This window comes from Sphingomonas sp. ASV193, from assembly GCF_040203355.1.
Classification (GTDB): Bacteria; Pseudomonadota; Alphaproteobacteria; order Sphingomonadales; family Sphingomonadaceae; genus Sphingomicrobium.
In genome coordinates this window covers 134,192-149,738 of record NZ_JBEHBW010000003.1, presented here as the reverse complement: position 1 = coordinate 149,738, position 15,547 = coordinate 134,192, and the positions used below count along the sequence as shown (strand labels likewise).

Genomic DNA, 15,547 nt, shown 5'->3' with positions numbered 1-15,547 from the left:
TGACGATTCGCCCTTCGCTCTGTATCGGGCGGCGCTTTCCGGGCGCATTCGCGCGCTCCCACAACCGATAAGGTGATCTATGTCGCGGGTTTGCGAGCTGACCGGCAAGGGCCGGCAGGTGGGCAACAATGTTTCCCACGCCAACAACAAGACCAAGCGCACGTTCCTGCCGAACCTGCAGAACGTCACGCTGATGAGCGAATCGCTCGAAAAGAGCGTCAAGCTCAAGGTCTCGACCCACGGCCTTCGTTCGGTCGAACATGTCGGCGGCCTCGACAACTGGCTGACCAAGACCAGCGAGGACAAGCTCTCGCCCAAGGCCGCCAAGCTGAAGCGCGAGCTCTCGAAAAAGGCCAAGGCGAGCGCCTAACCCTTCGGCGGCAGGTCGATCGCGACCAGCAGCGTCGGCCGCCACCGGATAAAGTCATTGTCGGTCACGATCCACAGCCGCGTCCCGCCGCCAGGCAGGGGCGCGGCCGCGATTCCTTCCGGATTGTCGAGCGGCCCGAGACGAAGCCGGATCGGCGCGCCCAGTCCCGAAATCCAGGAATGGAATCCGGTTGGCCCGATCCCCCGGTGGATCATCGCCACGCGCCCGTCGGGTAGCCGCGCGGCGTCGCTCACCCCGCTCGCCTCGGCGATCCAGTCGATCTTCGTCCCGTCGGGCCAGATCGCCTCGACTCCCAGGTTGGGCTCGAAGTCGGGCGACGACAGCGCGATCCGCGCCAGCGCACGGTCGAACCGCCGGTCGTAGAGGATCAGCGAGTGGACCTGCTCGTAGCTCAGCCACCAGCCGCGCCCGAGCGGATCGGGGGCAAGCCCCTCCGAATCGCGCCCGATCTTGCGCGCCGGGTCGCCCGCGGTCTCGGCGATCGAATGGAGCTGCACGACCGGCGCCGCGCCGCCCGGCGGGTCGAGCCACATCGCCACCGCCGAATCGCTCACCGCGAGCAGCCGCCCGCGCTCGACCGCCAGCGCCGACAGCCCGCCGAATCGCGGGTCGCGCGCCCGCACCTCCCACGCGCCGACCAGCCGCGCCGGCCCCTCGACCGCCACCCCCGGCCGCGCGCGATAGTCGAGCGCGAGGCTGCGATCGCCGACCGGGTCGAAGCGGTTCGCCCCCCGGTCCGACACCGCCATCAGCCCGATCAGCCCGATCAGCGCCAAGCCGTTGAAAAAACTCGATTTGCTGAACGAAAGCTGCAATGCGCGTTCAGCTTCGTTCAACTGCGAATCGTGCATAAGCCTTTGCAACGGCGGGGTTTTCCCCCTTTCCCCGCCGCCCAGATCCCTCGCGTCGCGTAACGAGGGGGGGCCGGAGCGCGTAAACTGCTCCGGCCCCATTTTCTTTTCGCCCCCTCACCGCGTGTCGAACAGCGCCGCAAGCTGCCCGATCAGCGCGCCGCCGAGCTGCTCGGCATCCATGATCGTCACCGCGCGCGAATAGTAGCGCGTCACGTCGTGGCCGATCCCGATCGCCACCAGCTCGACGCTCGATCGCGATTCGATCCAGTCGATCACCTGCCCGAGGTGCCGCTCGAGATAGCCGCCGTCATTGGCGCTGGCGGTCGAATCGTCGACCGGCGCGCCGTCGGAAATGACCATCAGGATCCGCCGCTCCTCGGGCCGCGCGGCGAGGCGGTTGTGCGCCCACAACAGCGCCTCGCCGTCGATATTCTCCTTCAGCAGCCCCTCGCGCATCATCAGCCCGAGGCTCTTGCGCGCGTGGCGATAGGGCTGGTCGGCGCGCTTGTAGACGATGTGCCGGAGGTCGTTGAGCCGCCCGGGATGGAGCGGCCGCCCGGCGCCCAGCCACGCTTCCTTGGCCTGCCCGCCCTTCCACGCGCGGGTGGTGAAGCCCAATATCTCGGTCGCCACCCCGCACCGCTCGAGCGTCCGCGCGAGGATGTCGGCGCTGGTCGCGGCGATCGAGATCGGCCGCCCGCGCATCGACCCGCTATTGTCGATCAGCAGGCTGACCACCGTGTCCTTGAACTCGGTGTCGCGCTCGACCTTGTAGCTCAGCGAATGGCCCGGCGAGGTCACCACCCGCGCCAGCCGCGCGGCGTCGAGCAGCCCTTCTTCCTGGTCGAAGTCCCAGCTTCGCGCCTGCTGCGCCATCAGCCGCCGCTGCAACCGGTTGGCGAGCCGGGTTACGACCCCGCCAAGGCTCGCCATCTGCTGGTCGAGATAGGCGCGAAGCCGCCCCAGCTCCTCGTCGTCGCACAGCTCGGTCGCGGTCACCACCTCGTCGTACTGGGTGGTGAAGGCGCGATAGTCGGTCGCCGGCGAATCGGCCCAGTTGCGCCGTCCCGCGGTCGGCGCGGCGCGCTCGTCGCCCTCCTGCCCCTCGGCCGCCTCGCCCTCGTCGTCGAGGTCGAGAGTCGATTCGCCCTCCTCCTCTCCTGCCTCGGGCTCGGATTGCTCGGCGCGCATGTCCATCTCGCCGCCCGCGCTTCCGTCCTGCTCCTCGGCGCTGTCGGCGTCCTCACCCCCTTCGCCTTCGTTCGGCTCGTCCTCGCCCGCCTCGGGCTCGGGCTCGCTCGGCTGCCCCGGCTCGACCAGCTCGAGATCCTCGAGCAGCCGCTGCGCCAGCGTCGCGAATGCCGCCTGGTCGTCGATCGTCAGCGCCAGCGCGTCGAGCTCGGGGCCCGCCTTTTCCTCGATCCACGGCGCGACCAGCTCGATCGCCGCTTTCGCCCCCGCCGGCGGCGCCTCGCCGGTCAGCCGCTCGCGCGCGATCAGCGCGACCGCGCTCGCCAGCGGCACTTCCTCGGCGGTCCGCGCGCGCCCGATCGCGTCGCCGCGCACCCGCGCCTCGGCCAGCTCGGAAAGGTTGGCGCGAACCCCGGCCATCGCCCGCGCGCCGAGCGCCTCGACCCGCGCCGCCTCGAGCGCGTCGAACACCCCGCGCGCCTCGCCCTCGACCCGCGGCGCGCGCGCGGCGTGAAGCGCGGGGTCGCTGTAGCGGAACATCAGCGCGTGCGCGTCGGCCGCGCCGCGCGCCTCGGCCACCAGCCGGGGCTCGAGCCCGTTGCCGGGGGAGAGCACGCGGATCGTCTTGCCCGCGGCCGATGCCCCCTCGCTCGCCAGCGCGACCTCGACCGCCGCATCGCGCGCGATCGCCCGCGCGGTGCTTGCCAGCGCGGCGCGGAACCGGTCGAGGTTGGTGGCGGGGGCGCTCATCGCGCGCGCTGTGAACCCGCCGCGGCGATGCCGTCAATCGCCCGCGCGGACGATAACCGCTTGTTCACCGCTCGCGCGCGATAAAGGGAATCAGCCAGGAGGATGGACCGATGGACCGGCTCGACCCTTTCACCACGACCGCGGTGCTTGCCGTCGTCGGCGCGGTGATCACCTATTTCCGCATCCGCAGCGCCAGCGCGATCCGCCACCAGCGGATGGTCAAGCTGCGCCATCTCAGCGAGACCGACTATCGCTCGTTCGACGAGCGGGTGGCCGAGCGGCTGCGCGAGCTGGGCAAGACCGACTAGGCCTCACGCCCGCGCCGCGACGCTTTCCGGCAGGTCCTGCCCGAACACGCGCTGGTAATATTCGGCGATCAGCGGCCGCTCGCTCTCGTCGCACTTGTTGAGGAACGACAGGCGGAAGGCGAAGCCGACGTCGCCGAAGATCAGCGCGTTCTGCGCCCAGCTGATCACCGTTCGCGGGCTCATCACGGTCGAGATGTCGCCGTTCATGAACCCCTGCCGCGACAGGTCGGCGACCTTGACCATCTTGTCGACCACCACCTTACCGTTGGGGTCGTCATATTCGCCCGACTTGGCGAGCACGATCTGCGCCTCGGTCGCGGCGGGAAGGTAGTTGAGCGTGGCGACGATATTCCACCGGTCGAGCTGCCCCTGGTTGAGCGCCTGCGTGCCGTGATACAGCCCGCTGGTGTCGCCCAGCCCGATGGTGTTGGTCGTCGCGAACAGCCGGAACCAGGGGTTCGGCCGGATCACCCGGTTCTGGTCGAGCAGGGTCAGCTTGCCGTCGGTCTCGAGCACGCGCTGGATGACGAACATCACGTCGGGCCGCCCGGCGTCATATTCGTCGAACACCAGCGCGACCGGGTGCTGCAGCGCCCACGGCAGCAGCCCTTCGCGGAACTCGGTGACCTGCTCGCCGTCCTTCAGCACGATCGCGTCGCGCCCGATCAGGTCGATCCGGCTGATGTGCGCGTCGAGGTTGATTCGGATGCACGGCCAGTTGAGCCGCGCGGCGACCTGCTCGATATGGGTCGACTTGCCGGTGCCGTGATAGCCCTGGACCATCACCCGCCGGTTGCGCGCGAATCCGGCGACGATCGCCAGCGTGGTGTCGGGGTCGAAGACATAGGCCGGGTCGAGGTCGGGGACCCGCTCGTCGGCCTCCGAAAAGGCCGGCACTTCCATGTCGCTGTCGATCCCGAACGCCTCGCGCACGCCGACCATCTTGTCGGGGGCGGTCAGCACCGTGTCGGCGCGGCTGTCGGCCGCGGTATTGGGAAGCTCGGTCATGGCGCCCGCCTTAGGACGATGCGCCGCGCGCCTCAATGGCCGTCGGCGCCCACTTTGGGCGGGAGCGGGAACAGGGTGGTGAAGCGCTGCGCCAGCGCCCGGTCCCCGGTCACCCCGACGAGGTCGAGCGGCTGGCCGCCATAGACCACCGCCGCCAGCGCCGACGGCGGCCCCGAGAAGACCGCGTCGCACCCGCTCAGCGGCCGCGCCTCGCTCGCCCGCGCGACCTTGATCGCCCCCTTCTTGATCCGCGCGACATAATCGTCGTGGCCGAAGCGAAAGCCGATCCGCGCATCGATCCCTTTCGCCCGCCGGGCATCGATCATCGTCCGGAACGACAACAGGATCGACACCCCGCTGATCGGAAGCGTCGGGTCGTGCGCCGGGCTGCGCGCCGCCCACCGGCCGAGCGACTGGACGATCGGCTCGGCCTCGAGCCCCCAAGCCGTCGCCTCGTACACCGCGACCCGGGTCGGCGAGGGCAGGAACCGCCGCCGCACCAGCCCGCGCGCCTCGAGCTCGCCGAGCCGCTGGGTCAGCACGTTGGCGCTGATCCCCGGCAGGTCGACCTTGAGGTCGGTGAACCGCCGCGGCCCGAGCATCAGTTCGCGAAGCACCAGCAGCGCCCACCGCTCGCCGATCAGGTCGAGCGCGTGCGCGGTCCCGCAGGCGTCGTCGTACCGCCGTTTCGGCTCGCCTCGCCCCGCGCTGGTTATCTTTTCTAACTCCACAGTTGCTAATTATGACTTCGGCGCGCAGGATACAAGCGAATCGAGCCCGACCGAGGAGAGAAAAATGAGCGGCCCCCAGATGATCTTCGTCAACCTGCCGGTCAGCGACCTCGCCGCCTCGCGCGCCTTCATGGAGGCGATCGGCACGACCAACGAGCCGAAGTTCACCGACGACACCGCCGCCTGCATGGTCGCGGGCGACAACATCTTTTTCATGCTGCTGACTCACGACAAGTATCGCCAGTTCAGCCCGCTTCCGGCCGCCGACGCGAAGGCCGTCGGCGGTCCGCTGCTGTGCCTCTCGCGCCCCAGCCGCGCGGCGGTCGACGCCGACATCGCCGCCGGGGTCGCCGCGGGCGGCACCGCCGACCCGACCCCGCCGCAGGATTATGGCATGATGTACGGGCGCAGCCTGCTCGATCCCGACGGCCATCATTTCGAGCTGATGTGGATGGACCCGGCGATGGCCGAACAGGGCGCGCACCCGGTCGAACCGGCCGACGCGTAAGCGGAAAGGAGAGGCAGACGATGAGCGACCACGATCCCGATACCGGCAGCTTCATCTGGTACGAGCTGATGACCCCCGACGCCGCCGCCGCCAAGGCGTTCTACGACGCGGTGGTCGGCTGGGACATCGACCCCGCCAACAGCATCCCCGGCGGCGGCCCAGTCGATTACCGGATGATCAAGCGCGCCGACGGTGGCAATGCCGGCGGCCTGCTGGTCCTGACCGACGACATGATCGCCCACGGCGCGCGCGCGGGGTGGGTCGGCTATCTCCACGTCGCCGACGTCGACCGCACCGTCGCCGCGGTCGAGGCCGACGGCGGCACGACGCTGATGCCCGCGCGCGACATGGACGGGGTCGGGCGGTTGGCGATGCTCGCCGATCCGTGGGGCGCGCCTTTCTATGTCATGACCCCGACTCCGCCTTCCGGCAATCCCGACGCGAAGAGCGACGTCTTCTCGGTCGACCGGCCGCAGCACGTCCGCTGGAACGACCTCGCCAGCGACGACCAGGACGGCGCGATCGCCTTTTACCGTAAGCACTTCGGCTGGACCCAGGAAGGCGCGATGCCGATGGGCGAGATGGGCGACTACAAGTTCATCCAGAAGGACGGCGTCGGCATCGGCGCGATCATGAAGAAGCTGCCCCAGCACCCACGGAACGCCTGGACCTTCTACATCGGCGTCGACGACATCGACCGCGCTCTCGCGGCGGTAAAGGCGGGCGGCGGCACCCCGGCAAGCGAACCGATGCCGATCCCCGGCGGCGAATTTTCGGTCCATGCCACCGACCCCCAGGGCGCGACCTTCGGCCTCGTCGGCCCGCGCAAATAGGAGGGTCCGATGCCCGACAAGCTCGTCACCTGCCTGTGGTTCGATCGCGGCCAGGCGCGCGAGGCGGCCGAGTTCTACGCCGCCACCTTCCCCGACAGCCGCGTCGGCTCGGCGATGGCCTCGCCGTCCGACAATCCGAGCACGAAGGAGGGCGCCGAGCTCACCGTCGACTTCACTGTCCTCGGCCGCGCCTTCGTCGGCCTTAACGGCGGCCCGCATTTCAAGCCGAGCATGGCGACCAGCTTCATGGTCGTCACCGAAGACCAGGCCGAGACCGACCGCTACTGGGACGCGATCGTGAACAACGGCGGCACGGCGAGCGAGTGCGGCTGGTGCACCGACAAGTGGGGCTTCGCCTGGCAGATCACCCCCCGCGCCCTGCTCGAGGCGAACAACGACCCCGACCCCGCCGCCGCCAAGCGCGCGTTCGAGGCGATGATGACCATGCAGAAGATCGACATCGCCACGATCGAGGCGGCGCGTCGCGGGGAAAGCGCCGATGCGTGAAATTTGCGGCACCCTGTTCCAGTCGCTCGACGGCGTGATGCAGGCCCCCGGGTCGCGCGAGGAGGACCCGACCGGCGGCTTCGACCTCGGCGGCTGGCAGTTCGGCTTTCCCGACGAGGAAGCGGGCGAGGCGATCGGCGCGAGTCTGGCGCCGCCCTACGCGCTCCTCCTCGGCCGCCGCACCTACGACATCTTCGCCGCCTATTGGCCATTCCATGAGGGCGAGGACAAATCGATCGCCGATGCCTTCAACGCCGCCGAAAAATATGTCCTGACCACCTCGGACGCCCCGCTCGACTGGGCCAACAGCCATCGACTGCGCGGCTTCGACGATCTCGCGGCGCTGCGCGACGGCGACGGCCCACGCCTGCAGATCTGGGGCAGCAGCACGCTCTACCCCGGCCTGATCGAGCGCGGCCTGCTCGACCGCCTCAGCCTGCTCACCTACCCGCTGATCCTCGGCAAGGGAAAACGCAGCTTCCCCGGCGGCACCCCGCCCGCGACGCTCCGCTTCGAAAGCGGCCGGACGACATCGAAGGGCACCGCCGTCGCCACCTTCGTGCCCACACCCGGCGTGGCGCTAGGCAGCAGCCCGCCCAACAGTCCGAACCCGCGCGAACAGGCGCGCCAGGCCGCGATCAAGGAGAACCGCTGGTGACCCTCACCCTCTACGTCCACCCGTTCAGCAGCTATTGCTGGAAGGTCCTCATCCCGCTCTACGCCGACGGCACCCCGTTCAACTATCGCAACATCGAACATGACGGCGTCGGCGCCGAGCTTCACCGCCTCTGGCCGATCGGCAAGTTCCCGCTACTGGTCGACGACGGCCAGGTGGTCCCTGAAACAAGCTGCATCATCGAGCACCTACAGGCCTGCCACCCCGGCCCCAATGTCTGGATTCCCGACGGCGAAAAGGGCCGCCGGGTCCGGTTCCTCGACCGCTTCTTCGACCTCCACATCGGCGGCAATTTCCAGCCGAGCGTCGACTACGCCATGAGCAAGGACGGCGAGGGAAAGGCCGCCGCGCGCGGGCTCGAACGCCTCCGCATCGCCTACGACTGGCTCGAGGCGAACCTCCCCGACGCCGAATGGGCCGCGGGCGAGCAATTCACCATGGCCGACTGCGCCGCCGCCCCGACCCTGTTCTACGCCGACTGGGTCGAGCCGATCGGCGCGGCGCGCCCGAAACTCGCCGCCTACCGTGCGCGCCTGCTCGCCCACCCCGCGGTCGCCCGCGCGGTCGACGAGGCCCGTCCCTATCGCCACTATTTCCCGCTGGGCGCGCCCGACCGCGATTGAAGCGGTCGCGCGGGTTAGGCCAGCGCCCGCGCGCCCTTCAGCGTCTGGTACGCCTCGATCACCCGGGTCAGCTTCTTCTCGTGCCGCCGGTCGCCGCCGTTGCGGTCGGGATGGTAGCGCCGCACCAGCGTCGAATAGGCGCGCCGCACCGCGCCGCGATCGGCATCGTCGCCCAGCCCGAGCGCGTCCAGCGCCTCGCGCTCGCGCGCGGTGAACCGGTCCACGCCCTGCCGTGTCGCCATTGGCCGATAGCGCGCCGAGATCGCGTCGAGCGGGTCCTTGAAGTCGGCCCACGCCGGCGCCGGGTCGCCGTTCGACGCGAACGCCCGCGTCGCCCTTTCCCACCCCGCGATCGGCGACTGCGCCGCCTCGATCTCGTCGGGGCTCATCCCGTCGAAATAATTGTAGCGCTTATTATGCTCGCGGACATGGTCGAGGCACAGCCAGCGCCAGCTTCCCGGCCCGTCGAACCCGCCGGGCGACAGCGGCGCCTTGTACTCGCCCGCCTCGGCGCAGCCCGGCACCGCGCATTCGCTCGCCGCCCCCTCGACCCGCCCGTGCCATTTGCTCGACCTCGACGCCATCGCGTCTATATAGAAAATATGTCCGACCCCGCCACCACCGGGCCGATCGCGGCCGAGATGATCCGTCGCCTCGAAGCGGCGCTCCGTCCCACCCGGCTCGAGCTCGAGGACCAGAGCGCCCACCATATCGGCCACGCCGGCCACGACGGCCGCGGCGAAAGCCACTTCGCCCTGACCATCGAAAGCGCCGCGTTCGAAGGCCAGTCCCGCGTCCAGCGCCAACGCCTCGTCTACGCCGCCCTCGGCGAGCTGATGAAGGAACGCGTCCATGCGCTGACGATCAGGGCGAACGCGCCGGACGAATGACCGCTAACGACCTTTTGCGGACATCTACGAAGCTTTCCTGTCTGGCTCGCAGGGGCTGGCCGATTTAAGCTCGCAGCTATGTAGGTAAGGAGATGCCCATGAGGGATGCCGCCGTGGTTGCAATCTTGATTGTCGGCGTTCCGCTTATTGGGTGGACATTGGTGCACGGCCTTCAGACTGGCAAAATGGAAGCTGCCGGAGTGCCATTCGCGAGTTACACGCGCTCGAAGAACCCTTTTATGTTTTGGCTCGCAACGACCCTAAACGCCGCGTTCCTCATTGTCGGCGCTGCTTTCCTGATAACCGCAATGCTCTAGGTCTAACTAGGTGTCGAATGTCCGCTTTCACCCATAGCGGACCGTCCGCCCCCCTCACTCGCTCCCCAAGATCCCGCCCAATATCCCCCCGAGCGCCGCGCCCGCCGCGCCGCCGCCGACCATCCGGCCGATCCCCGCCCCCGCGCCCGCGTCGACCGCCTTCTCGCCCGGCAGGTAGCGCGCGATCTCCTCGGCCAGGTTCATCACCGGCATCGACTGCAGCCACACCTTCCCCGGCCCGGTCAGCGTGGCGAGGAACAGCCCCTCGCCGCCGAAGATCATGTTGCGAAAGCCCCGCACCATCTGGATGTCGGTGGACACGCTCGGCTCCTGCATCCCGATATGCCCGGCGTGGACCCGCAGCGTCTCGCCCGGCGCCAGCGTCTTTTCGATCACCTCGCCCGACAGGTCGAGGAATACCGTGCCCGGCCCGCTCACCTTTTGCAGGATGAACCCCTCGCCCGCGAAGAACCCCGCCCCCAGCCGCTGCTGCAGCACGATTTCGAGGCTTACCCCGCGTTCGGCGCACAGGAACGTCTCCTTGCGGCAGATCAGCGATTCCCCCGCGCGCAATTCCTTCGCGATGATCGTCCCCGGAAAGCGCGGCGCGAAGCCGACCTCGCCGCTGCCGCCCGCCGCGCTGTAATCGGTGATGAAGAAGCTCCCGCCCCCCATCGCGCGCTTCAGCCCCGCCCACATCCCGCCGCCGGTATGCGTGTCCATCTCGATCGCGCGGGTCATCCACGCCATCCCGTGCGTCTGCGCGAACACCGATTCGCCCGGCGACAGCGCGATCGCCACCGTCTGCATCACCGTCCCGTTGATCTCGTAGCGCATCGTCTGCCTCCTGCCGCCCGATTGTCGCGGCTCGCGGCGGCCCCGGCAAGCGCGGCGAAGCCGGCGCGTCGCCCTTCGTCGACCGCGCCCCGACACCGGGCGAAATCCCCCGGTCCGACGCCTCGTTTCGACCGCGCAAAATTTACTGGCGCTTTACCGCCAACCATGAAAAACGCTTCGTCGATGCGAGTCGCGTGGCGTGTCTGACCGGGAGAATAATCCCCCCAACCGGCCCGTCGATTCGGACCAGCCGAACTCGATCAACGACGGCTGGGACGCGTCGGGCACTTCGGGTCATTTCGACGGCGCCAGCGGCCTGCTGTTCGAACAGGCGATGGCGCAGACCCGCATGGCGGTCTGCCTCACCGACCCCAACCTGCCCGACGACCCGATCGTCTTCTGCAACGCCGCGTTCGAAAAGCTGACCGGCTACCCGGCCGACGAGATCATCGGCCGCAACTGCCGCTTCCTCCAGGGCCCCAGGACCGATCCCGAACAGGTCGCGCGGATCCGCGAGGCGATCGCGCGGCAGGAAGTCGCGGTGGTCGAACTGCTCAACTATCGCAAGGACGGGCAGACCTTCTGGAACGCGCTCCACCTCGGCCCGATCTACAACGAGGACGGCAGCCTCAAATATTTCTTCGGCAGCCAGTGGGACGTCACCAACCTCCACCTCGCCCGCGCCGAGGAACGCCACGCCAAGGCGCTCGCCCGCGAAATCTCGCACCGATTGAAGAACGTCTTCTCGGTGATCGGCGGGATCGTCAACATCACCGGGCGCTCGATGGACGCACGGCCGGTCGCGCGCGCGATCAACGAACGCATCGCCGCGCTCGGCCGCGCCTACGAGCCGACGCTCGACGACGCGCTGCTCGGCACGATCGAGGTCGGGCAGGCGATCCGCTCGGTGCTCGGGCCCTACGATCCCGAGGGCGACCGGATCCGCTTCGACGGCAACGGGCTGCGCGCCGAGGCCAATGCCATCTCAGTGATCGGGCTGGTGCTTCACGAGCTCGCCACCAACGCCACCAAATATGGCGCGTTGTCGAACGAGCCCGGCACCGTCGAGGTCGCGTGGCGTCATGACGCCGATCCGTCCGGTCGCCCGTCGGTCCGGCTCGACTGGCGCGAACGCGGCGGACCCCCGGTCACCCGCACCGCGCGCGACGGCGGCACCGGCATGGCGATCGCCGATACGCTGGTCGCGCACGCGCAGGGGCGGCTCGACCGCGACTGGGACCCGGCCGGGCTCGCGGTCACCCTCGTCGTGCCGCTGGTGCGCTAGGCGATGGACGCGATGACCGCCCCCTTCCTGGTGCTCGAGGACGAACCGTTCATCGCGCTCGACCTCAAGATGGCGTTCGAGGACGCCGGCTCGAACGCCTCGGTCGCGGGCAGCGTCGACGAGGCGCTCGACATCCTTCGCGACCATGCCGTTCGCGGCGCGGTGCTCGACGTCAACCTCGGCCGCGGCCAGACCTGCTGGCCGGTCGCCGAATATCTCGCCACCCACGGAATCCCGTTCATCCTCCATACCGGCGACCTCGACCGCGAGGGCGAGCGGCTGCGCTCGCTCAACGTGCCGATCGTCGCCAAGCCCGCGCTGGCCGAGGACGTGGTCGAACGGCTGCTCGGCATCGTCGCCGCGCGCGACGCCTGATTTTCCTGTCCTATTCGCGAATCGACGCGTAACATCGCGTTCTCGATCGAAGCGCGCGCGCCTCGTCGCCCGATCGGCCCGCGCGCATCGCCGCCCCCTCGCTTAAGGTCACGAAAATGTCCGGGGTGACGCTGGCCTTTGTGACCTTAAGGCGCATAATCGCGCGATGATCGAGATCCTTCCCGTCACCCACGACCTCGGCGATTTCAAGGTCCGCCGCACCCTCCCCGCCAGGACCCGGACGATGGTCGGCCCGTTCATCTTCGTCGACCAGTTCGGCCCCGCCAGGCTCCCCGCCGGCCACGGCATGGACGTCCGCCCCCACCCGCACATCAACCTCGCCACCGTCACCTATCTGTTCGAAGGCGCGATCGGCCACCGCGACAGCCTCGGCAACGACCAAGTCATCCGCCCCGGCGCAGTCAACCTGATGACCGCGGGCAAGGGCATCGTCCATTCCGAACGCTCGCCCGCCGAGACCCGCCCCGACGGCCCGGTCTTTTACGGCATGCAGACCTGGCTTGCGCTTCCCGACGGGAAGGAGGAGATCGACCCGGCGTTCGAACATGTCGCCGAGGACGACCTGCCGACCCTCGAGGGCGAGGGCGTATCGGCGCGCGTGCTGATGGGGACGCTGTGGGGCAAGACCGCCGCGACCACCCAGCACGCATCGACCCTCTACGCCGACATCGTGCTGGGCGGCGGCATCATCCCGATCGACCCGCACGCCGACGAGCGCGGGGTGCTGGTGACCGAGGGCGAAGTGATCCTCGACGGACAGCGGCTCGACCCGTTCACCCTCTACCTGCTCGCCCCCGGCCACGCCGCCACGCTCGCCGGGACCGGCCGGGCGATGCTGCTCGGCGGCGAGGCGTTCGCGACCCCGCGCCACGTCTGGTGGAACTTCGTCAGCTCGAGCCGCGATCGCATCCGGCAGGCGAAGGACGACTGGAAGGCAATGCGCTTCCCGCTGATCCCCGGCGACAGCGACGAGTTCATCCCGATCCCCGAGGTGCCGAAGACGGTCAGCTACCCGTGAAGATCGAGCTTCCCACCGGAATCGCGATGAACCTCGTCGAGGTCGGCCCCGCCGACGCGCCCGCCGCGATCTTCCTCCACGGCTTTCCCGAATCGCACCGCACCTGGCGCAAGGTCGCCGAGCGGCTGAAGGGCGAGGTGCGCTGCATCCTGCCCGACCTGCGCGGGTTCGGCGAGAGCGACCGCCCGCAGGACGTCGAGGCCTACGCCACCGACACGCTGGTCGCCGACATCGCCGCGCTGGCGAAGGCGCTCAATCTCGACCGCTTCGCGCTGGTCGGACACGACTGGGGCGGGGCGATCGCGTGGGCGGCGGCGATCCGCGGGCTGCCCGGCCTGTCGCGGCTCGCCATCGTCAACTCGCCCCATCCCGCGATTTTCCAGCGCAGCCTGGTCGAGGATCGCGAGCAGCGCGCGGCGAGCCAGTACATCAGCGCCTTCCGCGATCCGGGGATGGAGGCGCGGATCGCGGCGATGGGGCTCGACACTTTCTTCGACAAGAGCTTCGCGCCCCACGTCGACCTGGCGAAAGTCACCGCCGAGGACCGCGCCCAATATCTCGCCGACTGGGGTCGCCCCGGCGCGCTCACCGCGATGTTCAACTGGTACCGCGCCAGCGCGATGCTCGTGCCGACGATGGACGCGGACGCCGCGCTGCCCGACTGGGTCGTGCGCGGAGTGCCGAGGATCCGCGTCCCCGTCCGCATCGCCTGGGGGCTCGAGGACAAGGCGCTCCGCCCGGTCCAGCTCGACGGCATCGGCGAGGTCGGCCTCGAGGTCGAGATCGTGCCGCTGAAGGGCGTCGGCCATTTCGCGCCGTGGGAAGCGCCCGACAGGGTGGCCGACGCGCTCGGCCCCTTCCTCGCGGCGGCCTGACCCGCTAGAGGCCCGGCCATGTCGAGCCGCTCCCTCTCCCGTTCCGCCGCCCGCCTCGCCGCGGTGCAGGCGCTCTACCAGCAGGAGATGGAGGGCACCGCCACCCCCGCGCTGCTCCACGAATTCCACCACCACCGGCTCGGCGCGACGATCGAGGAAGCGACCTACGCCGACGCCGAGGTCGCCTTTTTCGACGACGTCGTGACCGGCGCGCTCGCCCGCCGCGACGAGATCGACGCGAAAATCGAGGGCAAGCTCGCCGACGGCTGGAGCCTCGCGCGGCTCGACAAGCCGATGAAGGCGGTGCTCCGCGCCGGGGCCTACGAGCTGCTGGCCCGCCCCGACGTGCCGACCCCGACGGTGATCAGCGAATATCTCGACGTCGCCGACGCCTTTTACGACAAGCGCGAAAAGGGCTTCGTCAACGGGCTGCTCGACGCGCTGGCAAAGGACGTCCGTCCGGCTTAGGCTGGGGCATGGCCAGCGAGTTCGCCTTCCTCGACCGGCTGCGCACGATCGCGACCGACCCCGCCGCGCGCGGGCTCGACGATGACGCCGCGCTGCTCGACGGCTGGGTCATCACCCACGACAGCATCGCCGAGGGGGTGCATTTCCGCCGCGACGACCCGCCTTCGTCGATCGGGTGGAAGCTGGTCGCGGTGAACCTTTCCGACCTCGCCGCCAAGGGCGCGACCCCGCGCGCCGCGCTGATGACCGCGAGCCTGAGCGACGGCGACGGACGGTGGGAGAACCGCTTCCTCGACGGGGTCGCGGCGGCGTGCGACGCCTATGGCCTCGCGCTGGTCGGCGGCGACACCATCGCGCTTCCCGAGGGCGCGCCGCGGGTCTTTTCGTTGACCGCGATCGGCCGCGCGGGCGAGGCGGTGCCGGCCCGCTCGGGCGGGCGGCCGGGCGACGGGCTGTGGCTGGTCGGGACGCTCGGCGATTCGGGCGCGGGGCTCGACATCCTCGCCAAGGACAAGGACGCCGAGGGGCCGCTGGTCGAGGCCTATCGCCAGCCGGTGCCGCAGCTCGCCGCCGGGCAGGCGCTGGCGCCGCGCGCGCGGGCGATGATGGATGTGTCCGACGGGCTGCTGCTCGACCTTGCGCGGATGATCGCCGCCTGCGGCTGCGGCGCGGCGGTCGACCTCGACGCGCTGCCGCTGAGCCGCGCCTTTATCGCCGAGCGCGGGCAGGACCGGCGCGCGCGGCTGTTCGCGGCGACCGCGGGCGACGATTATGCGCTGCTCGCCGCGCTCCCGTCCAATCTCGACCCGGGATTAAGCCTTTCTTTACCAGCCGGGACGCAATGCGTCCGGATCGGGCACCTCACCGATGGTCGCGACATCATCCTGTCCGACGCCGCCGGCGAGGTGCCGCTGCCGGAGCGCCTTGGTTATGCCCACGATCGCCCTCAATCCCCGCCAGCGCTGGCTCGCGCTCGCCGGCCTGATGTCCGGGATCGGCTCCGCGCTGCTGCTGATCGCTCGCTGAAAGCCCGCCCGAAGCGCTGACCAGCCGCTCGCGCAGCGCTGACTTGCCAGCCGCG

General features: G+C 69.7%; 21 protein-coding genes. 15 read left to right on the top strand and 6 right to left on the bottom strand.

Going from position 1 to position 15,547, the window contains the following annotated elements; all coding sequences use genetic code 11:
• Nucleotides 1-79 precede the first annotated feature (79 nt).
• Nucleotides 80-370: a 50S ribosomal protein L28 gene (gene rpmB / locus ABDK56_RS06970; RefSeq protein WP_349807478.1), complete on the top strand. Its 291-nt coding sequence runs from the start codon at nt 80-82 to the stop codon at nt 368-370.
• On the opposite strand, the gene ABDK56_RS06965 is transcribed toward rpmB, so the two are convergent.
• Both ABDK56_RS06965 and cobT read right to left on the bottom strand, forming a co-directional pair.
• Nucleotides 367-1,206 carry an esterase-like activity of phytase family protein gene (locus ABDK56_RS06965; RefSeq protein ID WP_349807477.1) on the bottom strand — a complete coding sequence of 280 codons (840 nt, stop codon included), beginning with the start codon at nt 1,204-1,206 and terminating at the stop codon, nt 367-369. The genes rpmB and ABDK56_RS06965 overlap by 4 nt on opposite strands.
• 153 nt (nt 1,207-1,359) lie before the next feature.
• Nucleotides 1,360-3,186, bottom strand: coding sequence for a cobaltochelatase subunit CobT (gene cobT, locus ABDK56_RS06960; RefSeq protein ID WP_349807475.1), 1,827 nt, complete (start codon nt 3,184-3,186; stop codon nt 1,360-1,362).
• Nucleotides 3,187-3,296: 110 nt separating this feature from the next.
• Between cobT and ABDK56_RS06955 the strand changes: the two genes are divergently transcribed.
• A complete protein-coding gene (locus ABDK56_RS06955; RefSeq protein WP_349807474.1) occupies nt 3,297-3,494 on the top strand; it encodes a hypothetical protein in 198 nt (65 codons plus the stop codon).
• Between the two features lie 3 nt (nt 3,495-3,497).
• Here ABDK56_RS06955 and cobS read toward each other — a convergent pair whose 3' ends face one another.
• Together cobS and ABDK56_RS06945 are read right to left on the bottom strand one after the other, a co-directional pair.
• Nucleotides 3,498-4,502, bottom strand: a complete 1,005-nt coding sequence (cobS, locus tag ABDK56_RS06950) for a cobaltochelatase subunit CobS (protein ID WP_349807473.1) — start codon at nt 4,500-4,502, stop codon at nt 3,498-3,500.
• 32 nt (nt 4,503-4,534) lie between these two features.
• On the bottom strand, nt 4,535-5,233 hold the full coding sequence (locus tag ABDK56_RS06945; RefSeq protein WP_349807472.1) for a winged helix-turn-helix transcriptional regulator: 699 nt from the start codon (nt 5,231-5,233) through the stop codon (nt 4,535-4,537).
• A 64-nt stretch (nt 5,234-5,297) separates the two neighbouring features.
• Between ABDK56_RS06945 and ABDK56_RS06940 the strand changes: the two genes are divergently transcribed.
• From ABDK56_RS06940 to ABDK56_RS06920, 5 genes are read left to right on the top strand one after another with little or no spacing between them, the layout of a single operon-like run.
• Nucleotides 5,298-5,741 carry a VOC family protein gene (locus ABDK56_RS06940; RefSeq protein WP_349807471.1) on the top strand — a complete coding sequence of 148 codons (444 nt, stop codon included), beginning with the start codon at nt 5,298-5,300 and terminating at the stop codon, nt 5,739-5,741.
• A 20-nt stretch (nt 5,742-5,761) separates the two neighbouring features.
• Nucleotides 5,762-6,574: a VOC family protein gene (locus tag ABDK56_RS06935; RefSeq protein WP_349807469.1), complete on the top strand. Its 813-nt coding sequence runs from the start codon at nt 5,762-5,764 to the stop codon at nt 6,572-6,574.
• A gap of 9 nt (nt 6,575-6,583) precedes the next feature.
• Nucleotides 6,584-7,081, top strand: a complete 498-nt coding sequence (locus ABDK56_RS06930; protein ID WP_349807468.1) for a VOC family protein — start codon at nt 6,584-6,586, stop codon at nt 7,079-7,081.
• Nucleotides 7,074-7,739, top strand: coding sequence for a dihydrofolate reductase family protein (locus ABDK56_RS06925; RefSeq protein ID WP_349807467.1), 666 nt, complete (start codon nt 7,074-7,076; stop codon nt 7,737-7,739). The genes ABDK56_RS06930 and ABDK56_RS06925 overlap by 8 nt, the downstream gene beginning before the upstream one ends.
• Nucleotides 7,736-8,380, top strand: coding sequence for a glutathione S-transferase family protein (locus tag ABDK56_RS06920; protein WP_349807466.1), 645 nt, complete (start codon nt 7,736-7,738; stop codon nt 8,378-8,380). The genes ABDK56_RS06925 and ABDK56_RS06920 overlap by 4 nt, the downstream gene beginning before the upstream one ends.
• A 14-nt stretch (nt 8,381-8,394) precedes the next feature.
• Here ABDK56_RS06920 and ABDK56_RS06915 read toward each other — a convergent pair whose 3' ends face one another.
• Nucleotides 8,395-8,964 (bottom strand): J domain-containing protein, encoded by a 570-nt coding sequence (locus tag ABDK56_RS06915; RefSeq protein WP_349807465.1) that lies wholly within the window; start codon nt 8,962-8,964, stop codon nt 8,395-8,397.
• Nucleotides 8,965-8,982: 18 nt separating this feature from the next.
• Here ABDK56_RS06915 and ABDK56_RS06910 point away from each other — a divergent pair, with 18 nt between their 5' ends.
• On the top strand, nt 8,983-9,270 hold the full coding sequence (locus ABDK56_RS06910) for a BolA family protein (RefSeq protein ID WP_349807464.1): 288 nt from the start codon (nt 8,983-8,985) through the stop codon (nt 9,268-9,270).
• Between the two features lie 98 nt (nt 9,271-9,368).
• Nucleotides 9,369-9,587 carry a hypothetical protein gene (locus ABDK56_RS06905; RefSeq protein ID WP_349807463.1) on the top strand — a complete coding sequence of 73 codons (219 nt, stop codon included), beginning with the start codon at nt 9,369-9,371 and terminating at the stop codon, nt 9,585-9,587.
• 54 nt (nt 9,588-9,641) lie between these two features.
• Here ABDK56_RS06905 and ABDK56_RS06900 read toward each other — a convergent pair whose 3' ends face one another.
• Nucleotides 9,642-10,424 carry a TIGR00266 family protein gene (locus ABDK56_RS06900; RefSeq protein WP_349807461.1) on the bottom strand — a complete coding sequence of 261 codons (783 nt, stop codon included), beginning with the start codon at nt 10,422-10,424 and terminating at the stop codon, nt 9,642-9,644.
• Between the two features lie 199 nt (nt 10,425-10,623).
• On the opposite strand from ABDK56_RS06900, the gene ABDK56_RS06895 reads away from it, so the two are divergent.
• From ABDK56_RS06895 to thiL, 6 genes are all read left to right on the top strand, one after another.
• A complete protein-coding gene (locus ABDK56_RS06895) occupies nt 10,624-11,709 on the top strand; it encodes a PAS domain-containing protein (RefSeq protein ID WP_349807460.1) in 1,086 nt (361 codons plus the stop codon).
• Between the two features lie 12 nt (nt 11,710-11,721).
• Nucleotides 11,722-12,084, top strand: a complete 363-nt coding sequence (locus ABDK56_RS06890; RefSeq protein WP_349807459.1) for a response regulator — start codon at nt 11,722-11,724, stop codon at nt 12,082-12,084.
• Nucleotides 12,085-12,250: 166 nt separating this feature from the next.
• On the top strand, nt 12,251-13,123 hold the full coding sequence (locus ABDK56_RS06885) for a pirin family protein (RefSeq protein ID WP_349807457.1): 873 nt from the start codon (nt 12,251-12,253) through the stop codon (nt 13,121-13,123).
• The gene (locus tag ABDK56_RS06880) at nt 13,120-13,998 is read left to right on the top strand and encodes an alpha/beta fold hydrolase (protein ID WP_349807456.1); all 879 of its coding nucleotides are present in this window, start codon (nt 13,120-13,122) and stop codon (nt 13,996-13,998) included. Before ABDK56_RS06885 ends, ABDK56_RS06880 begins: the two co-directional genes overlap by 4 nt.
• Nucleotides 13,999-14,016: 18 nt before the next feature.
• Complete coding sequence (gene nusB / locus ABDK56_RS06875; protein ID WP_349807455.1) at nt 14,017-14,466, top strand: transcription antitermination factor NusB; 450 nt, start codon at nt 14,017-14,019, stop codon at nt 14,464-14,466.
• Between the two features lie 8 nt (nt 14,467-14,474).
• Entirely contained in the window at nt 14,475-15,512 is a 1,038-nt protein-coding gene (thiL, locus tag ABDK56_RS06870) for a thiamine-phosphate kinase (protein ID WP_349807454.1), read from the top strand.
• The last annotated feature ends 35 nt before the right edge of the window (nt 15,513-15,547 follow it).

Coding starts and splice junctions, on each gene's coding strand:
- ABDK56_RS06935 (WP_349807469.1), top strand. CDS start 5,762: ATGAGCGACCACGATCCCGATACCGGCAGCTTCATCTGGTACGAGCTG.
- ABDK56_RS06890 (WP_349807459.1), top strand. CDS start 11,722: ATGACCGCCCCCTTCCTGGTGCTCGAGGACGAACCGTTCATCGCGCTC.
- ABDK56_RS06905 (WP_349807463.1), top strand. CDS start 9,369: ATGAGGGATGCCGCCGTGGTTGCAATCTTGATTGTCGGCGTTCCGCTT.
- ABDK56_RS06915 (WP_349807465.1), bottom strand. CDS start 8,964: ATGGCGTCGAGGTCGAGCAAATGGCACGGGCGGGTCGAGGGGGCGGCG.
- ABDK56_RS06910 (WP_349807464.1), top strand. CDS start 8,983: ATGTCCGACCCCGCCACCACCGGGCCGATCGCGGCCGAGATGATCCGT.
- ABDK56_RS06885 (WP_349807457.1), top strand. CDS start 12,251: ATGATCGAGATCCTTCCCGTCACCCACGACCTCGGCGATTTCAAGGTC.
- rpmB (WP_349807478.1), top strand. CDS start 80: ATGTCGCGGGTTTGCGAGCTGACCGGCAAGGGCCGGCAGGTGGGCAAC.
- cobT (WP_349807475.1), bottom strand. CDS start 3,186: ATGAGCGCCCCCGCCACCAACCTCGACCGGTTCCGCGCCGCGCTGGCA.
- nusB (WP_349807455.1), top strand. CDS start 14,017: ATGTCGAGCCGCTCCCTCTCCCGTTCCGCCGCCCGCCTCGCCGCGGTG.
- ABDK56_RS06930 (WP_349807468.1), top strand. CDS start 6,584: ATGCCCGACAAGCTCGTCACCTGCCTGTGGTTCGATCGCGGCCAGGCG.
- thiL (WP_349807454.1), top strand. CDS start 14,475: ATGGCCAGCGAGTTCGCCTTCCTCGACCGGCTGCGCACGATCGCGACC.
- ABDK56_RS06900 (WP_349807461.1), bottom strand. CDS start 10,424: ATGCGCTACGAGATCAACGGGACGGTGATGCAGACGGTGGCGATCGCG.
- cobS (WP_349807473.1), bottom strand. CDS start 4,502: ATGACCGAGCTTCCCAATACCGCGGCCGACAGCCGCGCCGACACGGTG.
- ABDK56_RS06955 (WP_349807474.1), top strand. CDS start 3,297: ATGGACCGGCTCGACCCTTTCACCACGACCGCGGTGCTTGCCGTCGTC.
- ABDK56_RS06925 (WP_349807467.1), top strand. CDS start 7,074: ATGCGTGAAATTTGCGGCACCCTGTTCCAGTCGCTCGACGGCGTGATG.
- ABDK56_RS06940 (WP_349807471.1), top strand. CDS start 5,298: ATGAGCGGCCCCCAGATGATCTTCGTCAACCTGCCGGTCAGCGACCTC.